Origin of the sequence: Sporosarcina sp. FSL K6-1508, assembly GCF_038007465.1 — a bacterium.
GTDB classification, from domain to species: domain Bacteria; phylum Bacillota; class Bacilli; order Bacillales_A; family Planococcaceae; genus Sporosarcina; species Sporosarcina psychrophila_B.
Genome location: NZ_JBBOXF010000001.1, coordinates 2,462,869 through 2,484,670 on the forward strand (window position 1 = coordinate 2,462,869; position 21,802 = coordinate 2,484,670).

Annotated in this window: 21 protein-coding genes; 17 read left to right on the plus strand and 4 right to left on the minus strand. The window is 41.5% G+C overall.

Annotation, left to right across the window (positions count from 1 at the left end):
• Positions 1-9: 9 nt before the first annotated feature.
• The 7 genes from MKZ11_RS12290 (at position 10) to rarD (ending at position 6,419) form a co-directional block, all read left to right on the plus strand.
• Positions 10-1,143, plus strand: coding sequence for a cysteine desulfurase family protein (locus MKZ11_RS12290; RefSeq protein ID WP_340794714.1), 1,134 nt, complete (start codon positions 10-12; stop codon positions 1,141-1,143).
• On the plus strand, positions 1,143-2,345 hold the full coding sequence (gene thiI, locus MKZ11_RS12295; protein ID WP_340794715.1) for a tRNA uracil 4-sulfurtransferase ThiI: 1,203 nt from the start codon (positions 1,143-1,145) through the stop codon (positions 2,343-2,345). Before MKZ11_RS12290 ends, thiI begins: the two co-directional genes overlap by 1 nt.
• A gap of 271 nt (positions 2,346-2,616) precedes the next feature.
• Positions 2,617-2,823, plus strand: a complete 207-nt coding sequence (locus MKZ11_RS12300; RefSeq protein WP_340794716.1) for an alpha/beta-type small acid-soluble spore protein — start codon at positions 2,617-2,619, stop codon at positions 2,821-2,823.
• Between the two features lie 175 nt (positions 2,824-2,998).
• Positions 2,999-3,208 carry an alpha/beta-type small acid-soluble spore protein gene (locus MKZ11_RS12305; protein ID WP_340794717.1) on the plus strand — a complete coding sequence of 70 codons (210 nt, stop codon included), beginning with the start codon at positions 2,999-3,001 and terminating at the stop codon, positions 3,206-3,208.
• 173 nt (positions 3,209-3,381) lie between these two features.
• Entirely contained in the window at positions 3,382-3,591 is a 210-nt protein-coding gene (locus MKZ11_RS12310; protein WP_340794718.1) for an alpha/beta-type small acid-soluble spore protein, read from the plus strand.
• A 174-nt stretch (positions 3,592-3,765) separates the two neighbouring features.
• Positions 3,766-5,337: an acyl-CoA synthetase MbcS gene (mbcS, locus tag MKZ11_RS12315; protein ID WP_340794719.1), complete on the plus strand. Its 1,572-nt coding sequence runs from the start codon at positions 3,766-3,768 to the stop codon at positions 5,335-5,337.
• A 176-nt stretch (positions 5,338-5,513) separates the two neighbouring features.
• A complete protein-coding gene (rarD, locus tag MKZ11_RS12320) occupies positions 5,514-6,419 on the plus strand; it encodes an EamA family transporter RarD (RefSeq protein ID WP_445326995.1) in 906 nt (301 codons plus the stop codon).
• 17 nt (positions 6,420-6,436) lie between these two features.
• Here the strand turns inward: rarD and MKZ11_RS12325 are convergent, their stop codons facing one another.
• Positions 6,437-7,237, minus strand: a complete 801-nt coding sequence (locus tag MKZ11_RS12325) for an NAD kinase (protein ID WP_340796998.1) — start codon at positions 7,235-7,237, stop codon at positions 6,437-6,439.
• 104 nt (positions 7,238-7,341) lie between these two features.
• On the opposite strand from MKZ11_RS12325, the gene sppA reads away from it, so the two are divergent.
• The 5 genes from sppA (at position 7,342) to MKZ11_RS12350 (ending at position 11,822) form a co-directional block, all read left to right on the plus strand.
• Positions 7,342-8,355 carry a signal peptide peptidase SppA gene (sppA, locus tag MKZ11_RS12330; protein WP_340794720.1) on the plus strand — a complete coding sequence of 338 codons (1,014 nt, stop codon included), beginning with the start codon at positions 7,342-7,344 and terminating at the stop codon, positions 8,353-8,355.
• 13 nt (positions 8,356-8,368) lie between these two features.
• Entirely contained in the window at positions 8,369-8,959 is a 591-nt protein-coding gene (locus MKZ11_RS12335) for an RDD family protein (protein ID WP_340794721.1), read from the plus strand.
• Positions 8,960-8,989: 30 nt separating this feature from the next.
• A complete protein-coding gene (tpx, locus tag MKZ11_RS12340; protein WP_340794722.1) occupies positions 8,990-9,496 on the plus strand; it encodes a thiol peroxidase in 507 nt (168 codons plus the stop codon).
• Between the two features lie 64 nt (positions 9,497-9,560).
• On the plus strand, positions 9,561-10,472 hold the full coding sequence (locus MKZ11_RS12345) for a class I SAM-dependent methyltransferase (RefSeq protein WP_340794723.1): 912 nt from the start codon (positions 9,561-9,563) through the stop codon (positions 10,470-10,472).
• A 159-nt stretch (positions 10,473-10,631) separates the two neighbouring features.
• On the plus strand, positions 10,632-11,822 hold the full coding sequence (locus MKZ11_RS12350) for an acetate kinase (protein ID WP_340794724.1): 1,191 nt from the start codon (positions 10,632-10,634) through the stop codon (positions 11,820-11,822).
• Positions 11,823-11,891: 69 nt separating this feature from the next.
• Here the strand turns inward: MKZ11_RS12350 and MKZ11_RS12355 are convergent, their stop codons facing one another.
• Positions 11,892-12,341, minus strand: a complete 450-nt coding sequence (locus MKZ11_RS12355) for a universal stress protein (protein ID WP_340794725.1) — start codon at positions 12,339-12,341, stop codon at positions 11,892-11,894.
• 296 nt (positions 12,342-12,637) lie between these two features.
• Here MKZ11_RS12355 and ald point away from each other — a divergent pair, with 296 nt between their 5' ends.
• Positions 12,638-13,756, plus strand: a complete 1,119-nt coding sequence (gene ald / locus MKZ11_RS12360) for an alanine dehydrogenase (RefSeq protein WP_340794726.1) — start codon at positions 12,638-12,640, stop codon at positions 13,754-13,756.
• Positions 13,757-13,904: 148 nt separating this feature from the next.
• Here ald and MKZ11_RS12365 read toward each other — a convergent pair whose 3' ends face one another.
• Positions 13,905-14,996, minus strand: a complete 1,092-nt coding sequence (locus MKZ11_RS12365) for a M24 family metallopeptidase (protein WP_340794727.1) — start codon at positions 14,994-14,996, stop codon at positions 13,905-13,907.
• A gap of 104 nt (positions 14,997-15,100) precedes the next feature.
• Between MKZ11_RS12365 and MKZ11_RS12370 the strand changes: the two genes are divergently transcribed.
• Positions 15,101-15,781: a metal-dependent hydrolase gene (locus tag MKZ11_RS12370; protein WP_340794728.1), complete on the plus strand. Its 681-nt coding sequence runs from the start codon at positions 15,101-15,103 to the stop codon at positions 15,779-15,781.
• Positions 15,782-15,904: 123 nt separating this feature from the next.
• Positions 15,905-17,212, plus strand: a complete 1,308-nt coding sequence (locus tag MKZ11_RS12375) for a DRTGG domain-containing protein (RefSeq protein ID WP_340794729.1) — start codon at positions 15,905-15,907, stop codon at positions 17,210-17,212.
• A 61-nt stretch (positions 17,213-17,273) separates the two neighbouring features.
• On the opposite strand, the gene MKZ11_RS12380 is transcribed toward MKZ11_RS12375, so the two are convergent.
• On the minus strand, positions 17,274-17,594 hold the full coding sequence (locus MKZ11_RS12380; protein ID WP_340794730.1) for a YtpI family protein: 321 nt from the start codon (positions 17,592-17,594) through the stop codon (positions 17,274-17,276).
• A 92-nt stretch (positions 17,595-17,686) separates the two neighbouring features.
• On the opposite strand from MKZ11_RS12380, the gene MKZ11_RS12385 reads away from it, so the two are divergent.
• Together MKZ11_RS12385 and MKZ11_RS12390 are read left to right on the plus strand one after the other, a co-directional pair.
• The gene (locus tag MKZ11_RS12385) at positions 17,687-18,622 is read left to right on the plus strand and encodes a DHH family phosphoesterase (RefSeq protein ID WP_340794731.1); all 936 of its coding nucleotides are present in this window, start codon (positions 17,687-17,689) and stop codon (positions 18,620-18,622) included.
• A gap of 21 nt (positions 18,623-18,643) precedes the next feature.
• Entirely contained in the window at positions 18,644-21,721 is a 3,078-nt protein-coding gene (locus MKZ11_RS12390; RefSeq protein WP_340794732.1) for a DNA polymerase III subunit alpha, read from the plus strand.
• Positions 21,722-21,802 lie beyond the last annotated feature (81 nt).

Here is a 21,802-nt window from a genome sequence, read left to right on the forward strand (position 1 = left end):
GAGATACAAATGATTTATTTAGACAATAGCGCTACAACGGCACCCGATGAGGGTGTACTTACATCATTCATTGAAGTGAATAAGCGCTTTTTCGCGAATCCAGCCTCTATCCATCTAGCTGGAAAGGAAGCCGAAACACTTCTTGAACGATCAAGAGAACAGATATTATCGATTCTAGGCGCACCTGACGGAGAACTTTTATTCACATCGGGCGGTACTGAAGCCAATAATTTAGCGGTTATTGGCTTCGCACGCGCGTTGCATGCAAGAGGCAAGCATCTAATCACGACAAAAATCGAGCATCCATCAGTACTTCATTCGATGAGCTATTTAGAGACACAAGGATTTGAAGTTGATTATTTGTCAGTTGATGAACAAGGAATGATTTCTATCCAAGAGTTGAAAAGCAAGCTTCGAAAAGATACAATACTTGTCAGCATCATGCATGTCAACAATGAAATCGGTACAGCACAGCCAATTGCCGAGTGCGCAAAAATCATAAAAGAAAACTCCAGAGCACTATTCCATTCGGATGCTGTTCAAAGTTTTGGTAAGCTACCTGTTTCGTTAGCAGTTGATGGCCCGGACGCACTAACAATTTCAGCCCATAAAATCAATGGCTTGAAAGGCTCGGGTATACTGGCGTTAAGAAAAGGTATGACACCGGAAGCGATTAATTATGGCGGTGGTCAGGAAAAAGGAATACGTAGTGGTACCGTATCTGTAGCAGATGCAGTGGCGCTGGCAAAGGCAGTACGGATGAGTGCAATAGATGTTGAGCAGAAGGATTATAGGCAATGGAGAAATCGCCTTATAAAGTTTATAGAGCCATTTGAAAACGTTAGTATACTCGCTGCTGATAAGGCGGCACCGCATATTTTAGCGATCGCTTTTTATAAAGTGAAGGGAGAAGTGGCTGTAAACTTCTTTCAAGAAAACGGCATAACAATTTCGACATCCAGTGCGTGTTCATCGAAAAGTGGCACTGCAGGACATGTTATAGAAGCTATAGGTGTTAATGGGAAATTTAAAAACGGTGTAATCCGTATAAGTTTTGGAAAAAATAATAGTGAACAGCATATAGTGGAATTCGAGCAAGTATTTGCACGGTTCATGGATCTGCTTGGAAGGGGAAATAAGTAATGGAATGGAATGAACTATTGATACGCTACGGAGAGATATCATTAAAGGGACGAAACAGAAATGTATTTGTCAAGAAACTGCGTAACAATATTAAGGATGCATTGAGCGATTTGAAAACTGTAATCATTAAACCTGAACGTGACCGTATGTTTCTTTTTGCGGAAGATAAGCATGATATGGAAGAAGCGATGGCGCGTTTACCGCATATTTTCGGTATTCAGTCATTCAGTCCAGTTGCAAAATGTGACGCGACGCTTGATGCGATTAAAGAAAAAGCGTTAGAAGTAATTGGGGCAAACGAAACGGTTGGGAAAACGTTTAAAGTTGAAGTAAGAAGGACGGACAAAAGGTTTCCATTAGTGACAAATGAATTGCAGCAGGAAGTAGGGTCGCATGTGTTACGCAGCTTCTCGGAGCTCGTTGTGCAAATGAAAAAGCCTGATATTGTGCTACTTATTGATATTCGAATAGAAGGTGCTTTCCTAACAGCTAAGGTATATGAAGGTGCAGGCGGTATGCCGGTCGGATCAAATGGTCATTCGATTCTCATGTTATCTGGTGGTATCGACAGTCCAGTTGCAGGCTATCTCATGATGAAGCGAGGTGTATCGATAGATGCCATTCACTTTGCAAGTCCACCATTCACAAGTGAATTGGCCAAGAAGAAAGTGATGGACCTAGCGGAGAAGTTAAGTTCATTCGGAGCAGCAGTTCGGCTTCATATAATACCATTCACCGAAATCCAACAAGCGATTGTCAGTCAAGTACCGGATAATGTTTCAATGACAACAACACGTAGGCTAATGCTTAAGATCGCTGACAGAGTACGTGAAGAAGAAGGAGCTCTTGCCATTGTTACTGGCGAAAGCCTTGGACAAGTCGCGAGTCAAACACTTGAAAGCTTAACGGCCATCAACGCAGTAACTTCTTCACCTATTTTGCGCCCACTCATTGCAACAGATAAACTTGATATTATCGATATTGCTCAAAAGATTGGCACATACGAAATCTCAATTAGGCCTTATGAAGATTGCTGTACAATTTTTTCACCATCAAATCCTAAAACAAAGCCAAAGCTTGAAAAAGTCGCTTATTATGAAAGCTTCACTGATTTCGAGCCAATGATTGAAGAAGCGATTGAAAAACGGATAACAGTTGAATTGCCTCTTCAACCTAAGGAAGATTTCGAAGACTTGCTTTGATGGATAAGTAAATCATCAATTTCGGCCCCGCTGTAAGTAAACAGAAGTGAATGGTGAAGATAAGCAAGATATAAAACAGTCACTCAATTAAATTGAAGAATAAAAAAGCTGCATCGGACAATGTCGTCCGATGCAGCTTTTTGCTTAGACAGTGTAAGCAAAAGTACCGTTGCTTAAACCTGCTCCAAGTATTTGGTTAAACTTACCTTTTACTATTCACGCATGAATTTTTAAATCTGGTACATTCTATGTGCACAAGGAGGTGTCAAACATGCCAAACAACAACAGCGGTAACTCGAATCAGCTTCTAGTTCCAGGCGTAAGACAAGCACTTGATCAAATGAAAAATGAAATTGCATCAGAATTCGGCGTACAAATGGGACCAGATGCATCATCACGTGCCAACGGATCCGTCGGCGGAGAAATTACAAAACGATTAGTGCGTCAAGCGCAACAACAAATGAACGGGAACAAATAACAATTCTATAGTAGAAGTTGTTTCTGAAATTTTTAAGACAGCTAATGGCTTATTCAGTATAAGCCATTATGTAGAAAGTTAATCTTCTATAACTAATTGGAATGTTTTGCTAGAACGGTTATCTGTATAAAGTTTTCTAAACGGTACATTCTATGTGCACAAGGAGGTGTCAAACATGCCAAACAACAACAGCGGTAACTCGAATCAGCTTCTAGTTCCAGGCGTAAGACAAGCACTTGATCAAATGAAAAATGAAATTGCATCCGAATTCGGCGTACAAATGGGACCAGATGCATCATCGCGTGCCAACGGATCCGTCGGCGGAGAAATTACAAAGCGATTAGTGCGTCAGGCGCAACAACAAATGGGTGGAAACCAAAAGTAAATTGATATTGTGAAGTGACTTTAGAGATTGTACTAAGTTGCATTTTGTTTATCCAGTATAGGCAAAAGTAGCGTAGCTTAAACAATTCTAAAACCGTTAACTAAATTTACTATATAAAATTCGCATGAATTTCTCGATTTTGTACATTCTATAAATAGAAGGAGGTGAGAATCATGGCTAGTAACAACAACGGAAACTCAAACCAACTATTAGTGCCAGGTGTCAGACAAGCACTTGATCAAATGAAAAATGAAATTGCAGCAGAATTTGGCGTACAAATGGGACCAGATGCATCATCGCGTGCCAACGGATCCGTCGGCGGAGAAATTACAAAGCGATTAGTGCGTCAGGCGCAAGATCAGATGAAAGGTTACCAAGAATAATTGTTATCATGAAAAGCTGCTCCGGAATTATTCCGGAGTAGCTTTTCTCATTTATAAGCAGAATACGCTGTAAATACGTCAAATTATCTTAGGTTTATTTCGAAAAGTAAATTAGTTTTGAATTGTCGGTTGTTTGTTTGTATACTTAGATAATACATCTAAGGGGGAGTTTACATGAACCGTGAACAGCTGATAGCACCAGAAGAGTATAACCTTGTCAGTGAATTTGAAAAGTACGCAACAGGGGCAGAAAAGAAAGCGCTGATCTATGTGAATGCCAAAGGAAACAAGAAAGAAATTACATATGATGAATTAATCGCTTCAGCGAATAGGGCGGCCAATGTCTTTAAATCGAACGGACTAAAAAAAGGCGATGTTGTTTTAGTTATGGTACCGCGATTAATAGAGGCATATGTGACGTATATTGGCGCACTAAAAGCCGGGCTCGTTGTCATCCCGAGTTCCGAAATGCTTCGGTCTTCGGATATCGAATACCGATTGGCGCATAGCGATGCAAAAGCGATCATTGCTTTCGATGCTTTCACTGACCAATTTAGCGAAGTTGAAAATATGAATGACGTTAAATTATTTGTTGTTGGGAAAGCAAAAAATGAAGAGCTTTCATTAACTGACCTGATGGAAGCTGCATCAGAAGAGTTTACAGCGATTGAAACGAAAAGTACCGATATGGCATTTCTATCGTACACATCGGGCACAACTGGAAAACCAAAAGGAGTCGTCCATACACATGGTTGGGGATATGCACATTTACGGACAACGGGTGCGAGTTGGCTGGGTATCAAAGAAGGAGATGTAGTCTGGGCTACCGCTGCACCAGGATGGCAAAAGTGGATCTGGACACCTTTCTTATCTGTAATTGGCAGCGGGGCAACAGGACTAGTATATGATGGTAAGTTCGATGTAGCGACGTATTTAGAGTTGATTGGCAATTTTCAAGTGAATGTATTATGTTGTACACCAACGGAATACCGATTTATGGCAAAGGCCGAAAATCTTGCGGACTTTGATCTTTCTTCCATTCGCAGTGCGGTTTCAGCTGGAGAACCGTTAAACCGTGAAGTGATTGATATATTTGATAAGACTTTTTCGTTATCAGTAAGAGATGGCTATGGGCAAACGGAAAACACATTACTTGTCGGAACGATGTTAGGTATGGAAGCGCGGCCAGGTTCCATGGGGAAACCGACACCTGGCAATAAGGTGGATATTATCGATGACGAAGGTCGTCCAGCAGTTGCTGGAGAAGTTGGGGATATTGCGGTACATATATCGACACCTGCATTATTCAAGGAGTATTTAAAAGATCCGGAACGGACTAAAATGCAGTTTCGTGGAGATTATTATCTAACGGGTGACAGAGCAAAAATGGACGAGGACGGTTATTTTTGGTTTGAAGGACGTGGTGATGACATTATTATCAGCTCCGGCTATACAATCGGACCTTTTGAAGTGGAAGATGCATTGACGAAGCATCCTGCAGTCCGTGAATGTGCAGTCATTGCAAGCCCAGATGAAGTTCGTGGTAATATCGTGAAAGCATTTGTGGTGCTGCGTGATTCCAATCGTAAAGACGAAGATAACCTTATCAAAGAATTGCAAGAGCATGTGAAGAGTTTGACGGCGCCTTATAAATATCCCCGTAAAATTGAGTTTTTAGAGAATTTGCCGAAAACAGCTTCCGGGAAAATTATGCGGGTAGAGTTGAGGAAACTAGAACAGAAATAGGTCTTTGCAGGAAACAGACCACTGTTGTAAGTCGGATTATTCCGTGCTTATGATAGCGGTCTTTACTTTTTACCAATGTTTTTGCGTTTTGATACGTATTTTCATCTTTACGCACTGTTGTATTGGGTCTATACTTAGTTTGTTATTTCGGGAATCAAAATAAAGGGGGTGTCATTTTGTCAACAGAAAAAAGTGGTGTCCTCTGGGCAATCGGTTCATATCTAATTTGGGGAATAATGCCGGTATACTGGAAAAGCCTGGAGCATGTCGCGAGTGCTGAAATACTAACGAGTCGCATCGTATGGGCATTTATTTTAACGTTAGCAGTTGTTCTACTTATGAAGAATGGACAACATCTTAAGGAAGATATAAAAACACTGTGGGGATCACAAAAGGATTTTTGGGCTCTGTTTGCTGCTTCTGCACTTGTTTCCACGAACTGGTTCGTCTACATATGGGCTGTGAATCATAATTACATTGTGCAAACAAGTCTTGGCTATTATATAAACCCGCTTATTTCTGTGTTGCTTGGAATCTTTTTCTTGAAGGAAAAGCTTTCAAGAGCGCAACAAGTTGCTTTTTTACTTGCGGCAACAGGCGTCATCATTTTGACTGTTTCATACGGAAAATTTCCATGGCTTGCATTTACACTTGCTGTAACTTTTGCAGTTTACGGACTCATCAAGAAACAAATTAAGCTCGATGCACTGCGCGGTTTGACGATTGAAACGCTCTTCATTGCCCCATTTGCCGTTATTTATTACATTTGGTTATTTACGAAGGGTAATGCAGTATTTTTAAGCTCCGATATTAAGACGGATATTTTACTTATCCTGACGGGTGCAGCAACTGCGCTACCGCTGATTATGTATGCAAAAGGTGTACAAAGAATTCCACTCTATATGGCAGGTTTTCTTCAATACATAGCGCCAACGATGATGCTGTTTCTGGGAGTCATCATTTATAAAGAAACATTCGGGGAAATCGATTTACTGTCATTCGCTTTCATTTGGTCAGCCTTACTACTCTTTACAGTATCTAAACTGATCGAAGTGATGAAAATGAAGAAGAGCCAACCATAAATGGGAGGCTCTTTTCTTTATAAATAAATTCGTTGCACTTTTTCCCAGAAAGAGTTGTTTTTCAATTTTACGGTTTTTACAGTTTTATCGCTTAATCTGATTTCTACGTTTTCAACTTGACGAATACCAAGCGCTTCATTATCAGCAGCAACTAAAGGGAAAACATTACCATCCTGATGCACTTTAAGCTGGAGCTTTCGTGTGCCGCTCATTATGAAGGATGAGCCAAGTGTTCTATACGTATTGTTATTTACTGAAGCAAGTTCGGTCACTTGGAAACAACTGAGTAATGGATCGACAACGGAACCGTTGACTGATTTATTGTAAGCAGTGCTGCCGGTCGGTGTAGAAATTATCAGACCATCACCAAGGAATGTTTCGAACAGTTTATCGTCGATAATCACATCCAGGACGAATGTTCGAATAATACTTGAGCGAATACTGAACTCATTTAGGCAATAGAATGGTTGGTGATTATCAATTTTCACTTCAATAATCGGATACTTTCTTACTTCAAGACCTGCTGTATGAATGCTCTGCGTCATTTCAAAAAGATTATTATAGTGGAAATCGCAGTAAAGCCCCGGTTTACCTGTTACAGAAATGCCCGCATACAAACAATCTTGCCGAAAACCGGTTTTTCGAACTGCTTGCAGAAATGAACCATCGCTGCCGATGCTAATGATGATATTCGCATCTTTATCATCATCGGTCATCGTAAAACCTTCATAGATCAGCGCCTCGGCCACTTTTGATTTTTTATCGAGTGAATCTTCATCGTGTTTACTATAAATAAAAATAGTCATTCGATCTGTCATCATACAAGCTCCTTCCGAATGGGTTATACTGATTTTACCATGGAGTGAAACATTTTGGTGTGCTTGAACGTATAAGTTGTTGTAATGAAAAGGAGGAATTTGAAATGACAATGAAACGATGGATTGCAATCATCGTCGCTGCAGCACTTGTTTTTGTTTCAGTAGGCATCAATTCACTATCGTACATATTTACGAGGGATTTCACCGGGTTCTTTGAAGAAATGATGGCAACATCATCTTCAGGTTATGAGGAAACGATTCTTGAAGAAGGAAACGGAAAGGATAAAATTGCTGTTCTTTCACTTGATGGCGTTATTCAAGATTTAGGGGATACATCGTCCCTTTTTCAATCTGGAGGCTATAATCATCAATATTTCATGAATCAGCTGTCTGCGATTCTTGAGGATACTAATGTAAAAGGTGTTGTCCTTGAAGTGAATTCACCAGGTGGCGGAGTCGTTGAATCAGCGGATATTTATGATGCTCTTCGAATGATTCAAGTAGAAAGGGAGATTCCGCTGTATATTTCGATGGGCGGAATGGCTGCTTCAGGCGGTTATTATGTATCAGCGCCAGCCGATAAGATATTTGTTAATCCTGAAACGATAACAGGTTCGATCGGAGTCATTATGGAAAGTGTTAACTATGCGAAACTTGCCGAAAAATACGGAATTGACTTCAACACGATCAAAACAGGTCCTTACAAAGATATTATGAGTGGATCTCGTGAGATGAAAGATGATGAACGAGCGATGCTTCAAGAAATGATAAATGATTCCTACGAGCGCTTTGTAGATATTATTGTAGAAGGCCGAGGCATGACAGAAGCCGAAGTGAAAAAAGTGGCTGATGGCCGTATTATGAACGGTCGACAGGCAATCGAAGCTGGACTTGCAGATGATTACGGCAAGGCCGGTGATGTCATTGCAGCAATGAAAGAAGATTATAATCTTCAAAATGCTACTGTCTTTGAGTATACAGCCCTTGATAGCTGGGCTTCGATGTTCGGCGTGAAAGCAGGAAATATGCTCGGAAGCAATATTGAATCTGAATTGATTGGCAAGTTATTAAATGATTATAATGCACCACGGATGATGTATTTGTATGGTGAAAAATAAGGAGGGCTAGCGAATGTCGGAACATATTGAACAACAACCGAACCTGACAGGGAATTCCACTGCTGCGATGCCTAATCGAGATTATGAAGCGATTCAGACCGAGCATTATCGGGCGAAGTATGCCGGTTTCTGGACACGGCTATGGGCGTATGCAATCGATCTTCTTGTTCTATCGGCAATCAGCGGAATTATCGTCAAACCGATTTTTAGAGTTGCAGGTTGGGAAATTACTAACCCCTCTTTCTTCTTGTTCAGTACCTATAAGTTCACAATACTTATTTTGCTGTTGCTTTACTTCGCACTTATGACGAGGTATTTACAACAGACGGTTGGAAAGATGATCATGGGCATAAAAGTAGCGGCAAAAGATGGAGGCAAGCTTACATGGACTGCTGTCATATTCCGCGAAGTGATTGGAAGATTCATATCGAAAATGTTAGTTGTCCCTTATCTGCTGGTTCTATTCATGCCTCGAAAAGAAGCGTTGCATGACCTATTCGCCGATACAATTGTCGAACATGAGCATTCTTATGAAAAAGAGATGCGCGTAGATTACCGGAAACGGATTGAGGGACAACAGTTGCAAGAGGGTACTATCATTTAGTAAGATAGATTTAGAAGAGGAGGCGTCTTAATGGCTAACGTTACATTCAAGAACAATCCCGTTACATTGCTTGGAAAAGAAGTTGCAGTAGGTGATACTGCGCAAGATTTCACGGTGCTTGCGAACGATTTGAGCCCAGTGACACTTGCCGATTCGAAAGGGAAGATCAGGCTAATCAGTGTGATACCTTCAATTGATACGGGAGTCTGTTCAACGCAGACACGTAAATTTAACGAGGAAGCTTCTTCACTTGGGGAAGACGTTCAAGTGTTGACAATTTCTGCAGATCTTCCTTTTGCACAAGCAAGATGGTGTGCAGCTGAAGGAATTGAAAATCTGCAGACATTATCCGATCATCGTGATCTATCATTTGGGGAAGCGTACGGCGTTGTTATGAAAGAACTTCGTTTGCTTGCGCGCTCTGTCTTTGTTATAGATAAAAATGATAAAGTGACTTATGTTGAATATGTTGGCGAAGGCACGGATCATCCTGACTATGAAAAAGCGATTTTAGCGGTAAAAGAATTAACGAAGTAAATAAAAAATACTACTGAAAGCCCACTCGGAAACGGGTGGGTTTTGTGAGTTGAGGGATAACTAAATGACAACAAATACAGAAAATATATTTTCATTCATTGATGCGTATGCGGAATCTTCAGAAGGACTTTACTTGGAAGCAGTTATTGAAGTTTGTCAGAAATGGCTTTCTGGGGATTCGCAACCTACTGTATCAGAAACAGTAACAAAAGAAGATATTCGCAGAGGTATTCAGCTTGCAATCCTAAAGGGAATGAAGCAAAATGTACAGCCTAACCATCAGATGACTCCTGATTCAATCGGAATGCTCATTGGACATATCGCTGGAAAATTAGCGGTGGGTGAACAAGGCATAACACTTTTAGACCCTGCAGCTGGCACAGGAAATCTTCTTTATACGGTCATGAACACAATTGAGAACGATGTCACTGCAACGGCAATTGAAATTGATGATTTGTTGGTAAGATTGTCTGCTGTTACAGCGGAGCTACTTGAACATCCTGTCACATTCTATGTTCAGGATGCATTGCGACCGTTATTTGTTGATCCAGTCGACATTACCGTAAGCGATTTGCCTGTCGGTTTTTATCCTGATGATGAAAATGCGCTCAATTATGAACTGATGCCTGTAGAAGGACACGCTTATGCGCACCATCTGTTCATTGAGCAATCGATGAAACATACGAAATCGGGTGGACATGGCGTTTTCATTATACCTGCAAATTTATTCGAGTCTAATCAGTCGCCTTTATTACATCCGTATTTGAAAAAACAAACGATTATCCGGGCGATTATTCAGTTGCCCGATTCGTTATTCAAAAATGCAGCACATGCAAAAAGTATTCTAATCTTACAAAAGCCCTCTCCCGATAAGAAAGTGACACATGATGTCCTCCTTGCGAAAGTTCCGAATATGACTGACAAACATGCCATGTCCCTGTTTCTTCAGAAAATTGATATTTGGGCTACTGAATAAAGAATTTCATTGAATTCGCCGCGGCGCTATCAGTCTTAGGGCTTAGGCTACCTCTTTTAAGGCGCCTTCACTTGGTTAATATAGATATTTATTTGTTCAATATATAGATAAAAGTCTAAAGTTACTGGTAAAGAAATGAGTTTAAAAGGAGCACTTTATATGCGGAACATTTTAGCGATCAACGCCGGAAGTTCATCCTTGAAATTTCAGCTTCTCCAGATGCCAGAAGAGCATGTGACGGCCAAAGGGCAAATTGATCGAATAGGTCTTTCAGAATCGGTTTTCACTATGAAATCCGAACAGGGCAGATTAGAAAAGAGACAAGATATTCAGAATCATACTGAGGCTGTATCCATGCTACTTAGCATGTTGTTGAGTGAGGGGATTGTTCAATCCTTCGGAGAAATTGATGGAATCGGCCACCGTGTTGTCCACGGCGGCGAGGTTTTTAGCGATGCCGTACTCATCAATGATGATGTAATCGCAACTCTTGAGGGACTATCCAATCTAGCGCCACTCCATAATCCGGCAAATATTGTTGGCATTAAAGAATTTAAAAAGGCATTGCCTGATGTGCCTGCGATTGCTGTTTTTGATACGGCTTTTCATCAGACGATGCCGGAAAGTTCTTTCCTTTATCCGTTACCTTACGAGTATTACAAAAAATATGGAATCCGAAAATACGGCTTTCATGGCACAAGCCATAAGTATGTAACAGAGCGTGCTGCAGAATTGTTAAATCGACCACTTGAAGATACGCGCCTTATTTCCTGCCATCTGGGAAATGGTGCAAGTATAGCTGCAGTTGAAGGTGGAAAGTCGCTCGATACGTCGATGGGTTTTACACCTCTTGCAGGAGTGACAATGGGGACACGTTCAGGAAATATTGATCCTGCACTCATTCCATATATTATGGAGCAGACGGGCAAGACAGTTGAAGAAGTCTTGGATATTTTAAATAAACAATCGGGTATGCTGGCAGTATCAGGTTTTTCAAGTGATTTGCGCGATATTGAAATCGAAGCTACCAAAGGGAATGCGCGTGCACAACTGGCTTTAGATGTCTTCGCGGATCGTATTCATAAATACATTGGTTCGTATGCCGCACGAATGGGCGGTGTGGATGCCATTATATTCACAGCGGGAATTGGTGAAAATAGTGATGTAATTCGGAAGAAAGTGTTGGAGGGCCTTGAATTCATGGGCGTTTACTTCGATCCTGATTTGAACTCGATCAAGGGAAAAGAAGTGCATATCAGCTTCCCATACTCCCCGGTTAAAGTATTAGTGATTCCAACCAACGAAGAAATCATGATTGCACGAGACACCATGCGTGTTGCGAAGTTGTAAATTGTTCAATACAGTATTTTAAGCAAAAAAAGAGTTGCCCGGGAAATAATAGGCAACTCTTTTTTGTTATTATAAAGCTTCAGGTGTACGAATGACGAGAACGTCACATTTCGCTGAGCGGACGATGTTTTCAGAAACACTGCCTATTAGGAAGCGTTCAACTGCATTCAGGCCTGTTGCTCCGCAAATGATCAGATCCGCTTCTAGTTTTTTAGAAAGATCTCGTGAAATCATCGTTTTCGGTGAACCATATTCTACAATGATGTTAACCCGTTGCAAGCCGGCTTTCTCGGCTTCTAATTTGTAGTCGTTTAACAATTCTTCTGCGAATTTCTGTGCGCGTTCTGCAATTGAGCGATCGTAAGCTTCAACTGCGGCATATGAGCGTGTATCGATGATATTGATAAGATTTAGTGTCGCTTCATTTCTGTCGGCGATTGCGACTGCTTTTTTGAAAGCCCACTCCGATTCCTTTGAACCATCTACGGCAACAAGAATTTGTTTGTATACTAATGGCATATTCCTCACTCCATTCTTAAATTGGTATACTAACTTACTTCGATAGAAAGATTGAAACTCCTTTTTAACTTAAAAAGAAAAAGCCGATTTCCAGGAAGATTCGACGAATTTATAACAATTTCAGTAAAAAGGTTTAGGTTTATTGTCGAATGGTTAAACAATCTGTTGAAAGAACATTCCTAAAATATTAAAACTCAGCACAAACGTTTACTTTCTGATAATATTAAATATGGATTGGTTCTATTGAAGCGTCTTCGAGGAATCAGTTAAATAATCATTTTTTAGGAGGAATAGCAATGCTTATTGGGGTTCCAAAAGAAGTAAAAAACAATGAAAACCGAGTCGCTATGACACCAGCTGGAGTTTTTAATTTAAAGTCAGCAGGTCATGAAGTCATCATTGAAAAAGGAGCGGGTCTCGGCTCGAGCTTTATGGATGAGGATTATATTGAAGCAGGCGCAAGAATTGTCGCGTCTGCAGAAGAAGCATGGAATGTGGATATGGTCATGAAAGTGAAAGAACCCGTTGCTTCTGAATACGGTTATTTCAGTGAAGGACTAATTTTGTTTACGTACTTGCACCTTGCACCTGAGTTAGAATTGACTAAAGCACTTCTTGACAATAAAGTTGTTGGAATCGCTTACGAAACAGTACAGCTCCCAAATAACTCGTTGCCCCTTCTTGCTCCTATGAGTGAAGTTGCAGGCCGTATGGCTACACAAATCGGTGCACAATACTTGCAACAAACGAATGGCGGAAAAGGTATTCTTTTGAGCGGCGTGCCAGGCGTCTCACGTGGTAACGTAACTGTTATCGGTGGTGGGCAAGCTGGAACGAATGCTGCTAAAATTGCTGTCGGGATGGGTGCGAAAGTAACAGTTCTTGACTTGTCAGTTGATCGTCTTCGTCAATTGGATGAAATCTTCGGAAATGATATTCAAACACTTGTATCAAACCCATTCAACATTGCTGAGTCTGTAAAAGATGCAGATCTTGTTGTAGGAGCTGTTTTAATTCCCGGAGCGAGAGCACCAAAACTTGTTTCAGAAGATATGGTGAAATCGATGAAACCAGGATCGGTTCTTGTAGATATCGCAATCGACCAAGGCGGTATTTTTGCGACATCTGACCGTGTAACGACGCATGATGAGCCAACTTATGTGAAGCATGGTGTTGTTCACTACGCAGTAGCGAATATGCCGGGTGCAGTCCCACAAACTTCAACAACAGCCTTAACAAACGTTACGGTTCCTTATGCACTTCAAATTGCGAACAAAGGATTCAAACAAGCTTGTTTGGACAATGTTTCTCTTCAAAAAGGGATTAACACAATGGAAGGGCACGTTACATATAAAGCTGTAGCAGATGCTCAAGGCGTTGAGTATGTAACAGCTGAAACACTATTGAACCGATAAGAATATATTTTAAAAGGCTGTCCCCGTTACGAAAGTGGGGACAGCCTTTTTTCTGTTGGCTAGAAATTTTTAGGATTTCGTACTTCTGTATGTCGTAACTTAGATTAGGCTCGCGTCTAGCAGACACCTTATGCTTTTCTAATTAAGGTTAAATGATTTGCAATTCTTTCGGGAATTTCGTTAGTACTTCCACACCATCAGCCGTAACAGCAACATCATCTTCAATTCGGACACCTGTGATTTCAGGATGGTAAATACCAGGCTCGATTGTGAAGACCATTCCTTCTTCAAGGACAAGTTCGTTTGTACCTGTAATAGATGGGAATTCGTGAACTGAAATACCAAGCCCGTGACCAATGCGGTGTGTGAAATATTTACCGAAACCAGCTTGATCAATCACATCACGTGCGGCTTTGTCAATCTCCATTGCTTTTACGCCAGGTCGGACTAAATTGACAGCTGCCTGTTCTGCTTGTTTTACCGTTTCATAAATCTCACGCATTGAATCCGACGGTTCGCCGAACGCAACTGTACGTGTAATATCGGAACAGTAACCATTATAAACGACACCAAGATCGAAGAGGATGAAATCGCCTTTTTGAATTTTACGATCCCCAGGCGTACCATGAGGCGATGCGGTTTTTGGACCTGAGAGGACCATCGTATCGAACGACATTTTCTCGGCACCTTTTTTCTTCATTTCAAACTCGATTGCCATAAGAATTTCAAGTTCCGTTTTACCTTCAGCAATTTCTCTGCAGCCAACTTCGATAGCGTAATCAGCCAGCTCAGCAGCTTTGCGTAAATTGTTTAGTTCGTCTTCGCTTTTGATATTACGCATGCTGTTTAACTGTTCATCCAAACGTACAAATTTTGCGTCTGTAAACAGTCCATCCATCCGTTCGAGACGCTCCACTGTTAGGTGTGATTTCTCGATTGCAACTGAAGTCGGGAGATCTCCGCGTATGCGGACAGCGTCCATGACAATATCCCAAGCATCATCTGTGTCTTCGTGTCCGACGACATCAAAAGACCATCCAGCAGCTTTTACGTCAGGTATTTCCATCAAGGGGCAAATGACGAACGGTTCAGCATCTTTAAATACCATTACACCAAGAAGACGTTCATGTGGATCGCTTTGAAATCCTGATATGTAAAATACATTGTCCGGTGTAGTAATGAATGCTGCATCCAAGTTTTCTTCATGAAGAAATTGTTGGATTTCTTTAACTTTACTCAAATTAATGACCTCCTATTTTTACTACTCTTATCATAACAAAAAAGAGGGTTTTTGGGTTGTATAACGAAATTTGATTTATAGGATAAAAAGGAGGAGATTGCTCAATGCAAATTTCATACCACGGTCATTCGATTGTGAAAATAAAAACAGGCAACTATACAATTCTTATTGACCCATACATTACAGGTAATAAGCTTACAGACTTAGAAGTTGCGAACGAGAAACCGGATTTTATTTTACTGACACATGGACATAATGATCATGTCGGAGATACGGTGGCCATTGCGAAGGCGAGCGATGCATTAGTTATAGCTCCAAACGAACTAGCTGTTTTCCTGGGCTGGCAGGGGGTAAGAACACATGGTATGAATATTGGGGGTGCCTGCAAATTTAATTTCGGAACAGTGAAATATACACAAGCGTTTCACAGTTCCTCCTACACAACAGAGGACAAAGAGATCATTTACACTGGTATGCCGGCAGGTATTTTACTAATGGCAGAAGATAAAACAATTTATCATGCCGGAGATACAGCGATTTTTGGCGATATGGAGTTGATTGGCAAGCTGCATCCAATCGACGTGGCTTTTGTTCCTATCGGTGATAATTTTACGATGGGGCCTCAGGATGCTGCATATGCGGTCGAGTTGCTCAACCCAAAACTTGCTGTTCCAATCCATTTCAATACATTTCCGCCGATTGAACAGGACCCTGAAACGTTCAAAGCGCTTGTAGTAAGACATGAGGTAAACGTAATGCAGGCAGGGGAAGCATTCGAATTATAAAAGCCCTGTACAAATGCTTTCTTCAAATGCCTGTTTTGTTGCAGTTAGGCGACCTGTTAGCGCTTTTCTATAAGCTCTTGTGGTAGAATAGCCTTAAGGTCATGATAGAGAAAAGGTGAAGACATGGCGACAAAACATGAATTGATACTCCGTTATATCGAGGGCTTAGCCGTCGGTGAGAAAATTTCGGTCCGTCAAGTTGCAAAGGCGCTGTCAGTCAGCGAAGGAACAGCTTACCGAGCCATCAAAGAAGCTGAAAATCAGAAACTTGTCAATACGATAGAGCGTGTCGGGACAATCCGGATTGAGAAGAAAAAGAAAGAAAATATTGAACGTCTCACATTCGCAGAAGTACTAAATATTGTCGATGGCCTTGTGCTCGGCGGTCGTGGGGGATTACATAAGACGTTGACGAAGTTCGTTATAGGTGCGATGCAACTGGATGACATGATGCGTTACATCGATGCGGGCAGTCTTCTGATCGTCGGAAATAGATTGAAAGCGCATGAAACAGCTCTTCTTGCCGGTGCAGCAGTACTTGTCACTGGGGGATTTGATGCGTCCGATGAGGTGAGGAAGTTAGCTGACGAATTAGAACTGCCTGTTATTTCGACAAGCTATGATACATTTACTGTCGCGACGATGCTGAATAGGGCAATCTATGACCAGCTGATCGAAAAAGAAATATTGCTGGTGGAAGATATTTTGACGCCGCTTACTGAAACAATTACACTTTCAGTAAAGGATACCGTGACTCATTTCCATGAGGTGAATGATAGGACGTCTCATACCGGCTACCCCGTTGTGGAGAAAAGAGGGAAACTTGTCGGCGTAATTACTTCACGTGATGCAATCGGAAAAATGGATAATGAATTGATTGAAAAAGTTATGACCCGCCATCCAATAACGGTAACGGGAAAGACTTCCGTTGCTTCAGCGGGACATAGTATGATCTGGGAAGGTATTGATCTGTTACCTGTCGTTTCGGACGCCGGACTGCTTGTTGGAATCATTAGTCGGCAAGACGTTTTGAAGGCTCTCCAAATGACACAGCGTCAACCTCAACAAGGCGAAACGATTGATGACATTATTAAAAATCAAATGAAAACAATCCCTGAACAACCGCATACTATTGAATTTACAGTCATTCCACAAATGACGAATCAGTTCGGTTCATTGTCATACGGAGCATTGACGACTTTATTAACCGAAGCGGGTAATAGAGCAATCAAAATGCGGAAACGCGGAGAAAGTGTTCCGGAGAATATGTCGCTTTATTTTATTAAACATGTCCAACTCGGCAGTGTAGTTGTTATTATTCCGCGAATTTTGCACATGAGCAGGCGGTTTGTAAAAGTTGATTTCGACATATTAACCGATGGAGAACTTGTGGCAAAGGCCATGATTATGTATCAACTGTTCGAACGGTAAATTAGCAAGGCAATTGTTCGTGTTAAATGGACGATAAAAAAACTGATGCTCATAATGAGCATCAGTTGTCGTTCAACTTCGTTTCTTCATCTACAAAGCTTCTGTAATGTTTGTAAGCTTTAAAATTGAAAATACCTACGTAAACTCCAAATATAATAAATAAAGCGGCAATAATGTACGTAGTGATACCGTTAAAAAGTATCAGCTGATTGATTCCAAAAAATAGAAGTAAGCCGCCCAGAGAGGCACCAGACATACTTGCGTACATTTTTTTGCGAATCGGGAATACTTGTCTTGTCCGGAATTGCCGGGTCTTAAAGTAAAAATAAGAGACCGCGGATGCAATAATGAAAAAAACGAAAATGAAATTTATACTTAACATGAAAGCCCTCCATTACATACAAACTTCTTACATTGTAGCGGCTTTTTGAAAAGATTGCGACCCGAATATATCGAAGCTTGGAGGAATCGGATATGAAAAGACAAATCATCGACACAATTGAAAAGTACGATAAAATTATTATTCATCGTCATGTAAGACCTGATCCAGATGCGTACGGATCACAATCAGGATTGAAAGAATTAATAAAAGCAAACTATCCAGATAAGCAAGTGTATGCTGTGGGCAAGCACGAAGAATCGCTTAACTTTCTAGCCCAGCAGGATCAAGTCGACCGTTCCTTTTATGAAGGAGCCCTTGTGATAGTTACTGACACAGGCAACACGGAACGGATAGACGGGGAATTTTATACAGAAGGTGATTTGCTTATGAAAATCGATCACCATCCCGATGCAGATCCTTATGGGGATGTGAAGTGGGTAAATACATCTTCAAGCTCAACGTCTGAAATGATCTATTCCTTGTTTGAAGAAGGAAGGGAATCCTATGGATGGAAAATGACTACTGACGCCGCCAGACTGCTGTTCGCCGGCATCGTTGGAGATACAGGCCGATTCCTGTTTCCGAGTACAACTGTAACTACATTTAACGTAGCAAGTGAATTGATTAATTTTGATTTTGATCGGACGGAATTATTTGCAGGCATGTATGAGGTTAAGCGGGAATTGCTTCATTTGAAAGGCTATATGTATCAAAACTTTACAATGGATGACAATGGAGCTGCTTTCGTTAAACTAAACAAAGCGACACTTGAACAGTTTGGGGTAACAGCTTCGGATACATCTCAACTTGTCGGAGCTTTGGGTGATGTACAAGGAATATGTGCATGGGTAATTTTCATTGAAGAAGAGGATCAGATTCGTGTCCGCCTGCGCTCAAAAGGCCCTGTCATCAATACGTTGGCTGCTCAATACGGAGGCGGCGGCCATCCGCTTGCCTCTGGCGCTTCAGTGTATTCGTGGGAAGAAGTGGAAGAAGTCATCACGAAATTAAAACAATTGTGTATGTAAAAAATAGGCGGAGGGATTGCATTGACACTTGTCTATCCGCAAGTAGTGACGGGCGCAGACTTACTGCGCGGAATTATCAAACTTGACCATTTAGCCCCGCTTCTGAAAAGGAGAGGGGCTAAATCTGTCGCCATCGTTAACTCGAAACTGTATGGTATTCGGTCATTTTATAAAGTTATGAAAAAATACGGAATCCGACCTGTTATTGGCTTATCGATCTTTTTGGAAACTGGTGATGGGGAAAATGTCCTTCTCTATGTCTATGCGAAAGATGATGAAGGTTATCGGAACCTATTGAAGATGAGCAGTGCTGTCTCTGTTAGGGATTCTGAGACATTACCACTTCAATGGCTGAAAGCTTACAGTTCCGGCTGTATCATTGTTTGTCCGTTGACGGACGTTTCTTGGGATTTATCAAGAAACGAAGAAGTATTCAATCGTGTCATAAATGATTGTGACAAGTCTTCGATTATCATTGGCATCGGCAGGCCGGAAGGTGAAAGACATCCTGAAGAAAAAATAATTGAAACCATTGCAGAGGCTACAAATACACTTATCGCCGCAGTCTATGAAAGCCGGTACATCGCTAAAGAAGATGCATTTGCATATGAAGTGGCAGAAGCGATTCGAAGTGGGTATAAGCTAAATGACCCAGTGAGACCTAAGAATAGACAAAAAGCTGCGTATATCCCTGAGGAGAGTGAGCTGACTGAATGGTTTGCGGATAAATCTGAATGGCTTTCGAATACTTCAAATATCCTCTTATCGTGCGATGCGGCATTACCTCCAAGTCAATCGCTTATGCCTGTTTTCCCAGTGCCGGCAGGAGAAACGTCACCATCATTGTTGGAGAAGAATAGCATGCTGGGATTGCAAAAACGTCTGGGGGAAGTGGAAGAAGCATATGAAGATCGTCTCCGTTACGAGATTGATGTCATTAGTAAGATGGGCTTTGCCGACTACTTTCTTATCGTTGAGGATTTTATGCGCTACGCCAAAGAAAATGCTATTCTGACTGGTCCAGGGCGGGGCTCTTCCGCAGGTTCTCTTGTTGCTTATGTGCTTGGTATAACAGATGTCGACCCGATTAAATACGGTCTAATTTTTGAACGGTTCCTTAATCCGGGACGTGTGACAATGCCCGATATCGATATCGACTTCGCGGATAATCGGCGTGCAGAAGTGATTGACTATGTCGCACAGAAATATGGGAAGACAAGTGTTGCACAAATCATCACATTTGGTACGCTATCCGCAAGGTCAGTCGCTCGAAACGTTGCACGTGTTTTCGATTTTTCGAATGAAGAAATGGCTTATTTATCAAAAGAAATTCCAAATAGACACTCGATTACCCTCGAAGAGGCAGTGACAGGATCGAAGGCGCTGCGAGATTGGATTGCAATTGATCCTGTGCGAAGCGATTGGTTCAAAGCTGCAATTTGTCTAGAAGGATTGCCCCGTAATGCATCGACACATGCTGCCGGTGTAATTTTATCTCCCGTTCCTTTGGTCGAGGTGGTACCGCTTCAAAGTGGCGCGGATGGAATTTATCTTACACAATGGCCGATGGGAGATGTTGAGGAACAAGGTTTATTGAAAATGGACTTTCTGGGCCTGCGGAACTTGACTTTACTAGATCGGATCAGGTCAATGATTGCTTATGATAGAGGAATTCGTTTGGATTTTGAAAAGATTCCACTGAACGATGAAAAGACATTTGACCTTTTCAAAGGGGGAGATATGGCGGGAATCTTTCAGTTTGAATCGGATGGAATGAGAGATGCCCTTCGTTTGATTCGCCCGAATCAATTCGAGGATATCTTCGCTATCACTGCACTTTATAGGCCAGGACCGATGGACAATATTCCGCTTTATAGCCGGCGGAAAAATGATAACGAGAAAATCATCTATATACATTCGCAACTCGAATCGGTTTTAAAAGAAACATATGGTGTTATCGTCTACCAAGAACAAATTATGGAGATCGCAGTCCGCGTAGCGGGGTTCACAATGGGGGAAGCGGATTTGTTAAGACGCGCCGTCAGTAAGAAGAATCGCGAAAATCTAGAAAAAGAGCGAATTCATTTCACGCAAAAAGCCATCGAAAACAACTTTCCTGAAAAGGCTGCTGTTGCAATCTATGATCTCATTGTAAAATTTGCAGACTACGGATTTCCCAAAAGTCATGCTGTCGCCTATTCACTTATTTCATATAGGCTTGCCTATTTAAAAGCGAATGAGCCAGCATATTTTTACGCGGCACTTCTGTCATCAATGACTGGCAACAACGATAAGGCGATGGAGCTGATGCGTGAAGCCGAGACTAGGGACGTTAAGATCCTGCCGCCGTCCATTAAACACAGTAAATATATGCACACAGTCGAGAACGGTTCAATCCGGATTGGACTTGGTTCTATCAAAGGCGTGACACCAACTTTTTATGACGCGATTAAGCGTGCAAGGAAGTCGGACGGTAACTGGAAGAGTTTATTTGATATGGCGGCATCCGTAGGAGGAGACTTTTTTACGGAGAAAGCCATTCGTCCTCTTGTAAAAGGAGGGGCACTTGATGAATTTGGTGAGTCAAGAGCTGTCCTGCTTGCTTCAATTGACGCAGCAATTTCCCATGCATTATTCATCCGCCCTAATGATGGCAACGATTTGCTAAGTGAAGTGATGCGCTCGGTTGCAAGTCCGAAGTATTCTCCAGGTGGTACGTTGCCGCGTATGATGCTGCTCGAATATGAAAGAGAAGTACTCGGTTTCTATCTTTCAGAACACCCTGCAGCTGAAGTGAAAAAAGCGGCAGGCGGAGGGTTCCATGATATTTCTTCAATTGACACAATAGCGGACCGCGCGTATGTGAAAATTGTAGGCCTTATTATTGAAATCAAACGAATTAGAACGAAAAAAGGGGAATCGATGGCTTTCATTACGATTCAAGATGAGACGGGAAATATATCTTGTACGTTATTCCCGAAACAATATACGATTTCAAGTAGTCAACTTACCGAAATGGCAATAATTCATATTGAAGGGATGGTGGAGCGTCGCAGAGGAAAGCCACAAATACTTGTTCAACAAACAAAAACTGTATGAGAGGCATGCCAATAAAACAGGCAAGCCTCTTTTATATTAGGTGGTTTCAGCGGCTATTTATTATATGTTTTCATTTTACAT

Coding starts and splice junctions, on each gene's coding strand:
- MKZ11_RS12300 (WP_340794716.1), top strand. CDS start 2,617: ATGCCAAACAACAACAGCGGTAACTCGAATCAGCTTCTAGTTCCAGGC.
- MKZ11_RS12305 (WP_340794717.1), top strand. CDS start 2,999: ATGCCAAACAACAACAGCGGTAACTCGAATCAGCTTCTAGTTCCAGGC.
- thiI (WP_340794715.1), top strand. CDS start 1,143: ATGGAATGGAATGAACTATTGATACGCTACGGAGAGATATCATTAAAG.
- tpx (WP_340794722.1), top strand. CDS start 8,990: ATGGCTAACGTTACATTCAAGAACAATCCCGTTACATTGCTTGGAAAA.
- MKZ11_RS12310 (WP_340794718.1), top strand. CDS start 3,382: ATGGCTAGTAACAACAACGGAAACTCAAACCAACTATTAGTGCCAGGT.
- MKZ11_RS12335 (WP_340794721.1), top strand. CDS start 8,369: ATGTCGGAACATATTGAACAACAACCGAACCTGACAGGGAATTCCACT.
- ald (WP_340794726.1), top strand. CDS start 12,638: ATGCTTATTGGGGTTCCAAAAGAAGTAAAAAACAATGAAAACCGAGTC.
- mbcS (WP_340794719.1), top strand. CDS start 3,766: ATGAACCGTGAACAGCTGATAGCACCAGAAGAGTATAACCTTGTCAGT.
- MKZ11_RS12380 (WP_340794730.1), bottom strand. CDS start 17,594: ATGTTAAGTATAAATTTCATTTTCGTTTTTTTCATTATTGCATCCGCG.
- MKZ11_RS12350 (WP_340794724.1), top strand. CDS start 10,632: ATGCGGAACATTTTAGCGATCAACGCCGGAAGTTCATCCTTGAAATTT.
- MKZ11_RS12290 (WP_340794714.1), top strand. CDS start 10: ATGATTTATTTAGACAATAGCGCTACAACGGCACCCGATGAGGGTGTA.
- MKZ11_RS12385 (WP_340794731.1), top strand. CDS start 17,687: ATGAAAAGACAAATCATCGACACAATTGAAAAGTACGATAAAATTATT.
- MKZ11_RS12345 (WP_340794723.1), top strand. CDS start 9,561: ATGACAACAAATACAGAAAATATATTTTCATTCATTGATGCGTATGCG.
- MKZ11_RS12375 (WP_340794729.1), top strand. CDS start 15,905: ATGGCGACAAAACATGAATTGATACTCCGTTATATCGAGGGCTTAGCC.
- sppA (WP_340794720.1), top strand. CDS start 7,342: ATGACAATGAAACGATGGATTGCAATCATCGTCGCTGCAGCACTTGTT.
- MKZ11_RS12370 (WP_340794728.1), top strand. CDS start 15,101: ATGCAAATTTCATACCACGGTCATTCGATTGTGAAAATAAAAACAGGC.
- MKZ11_RS12325 (WP_340796998.1), bottom strand. CDS start 7,237: ATGACAGATCGAATGACTATTTTTATTTATAGTAAACACGATGAAGAT.
- MKZ11_RS12355 (WP_340794725.1), bottom strand. CDS start 12,341: ATGCCATTAGTATACAAACAAATTCTTGTTGCCGTAGATGGTTCAAAG.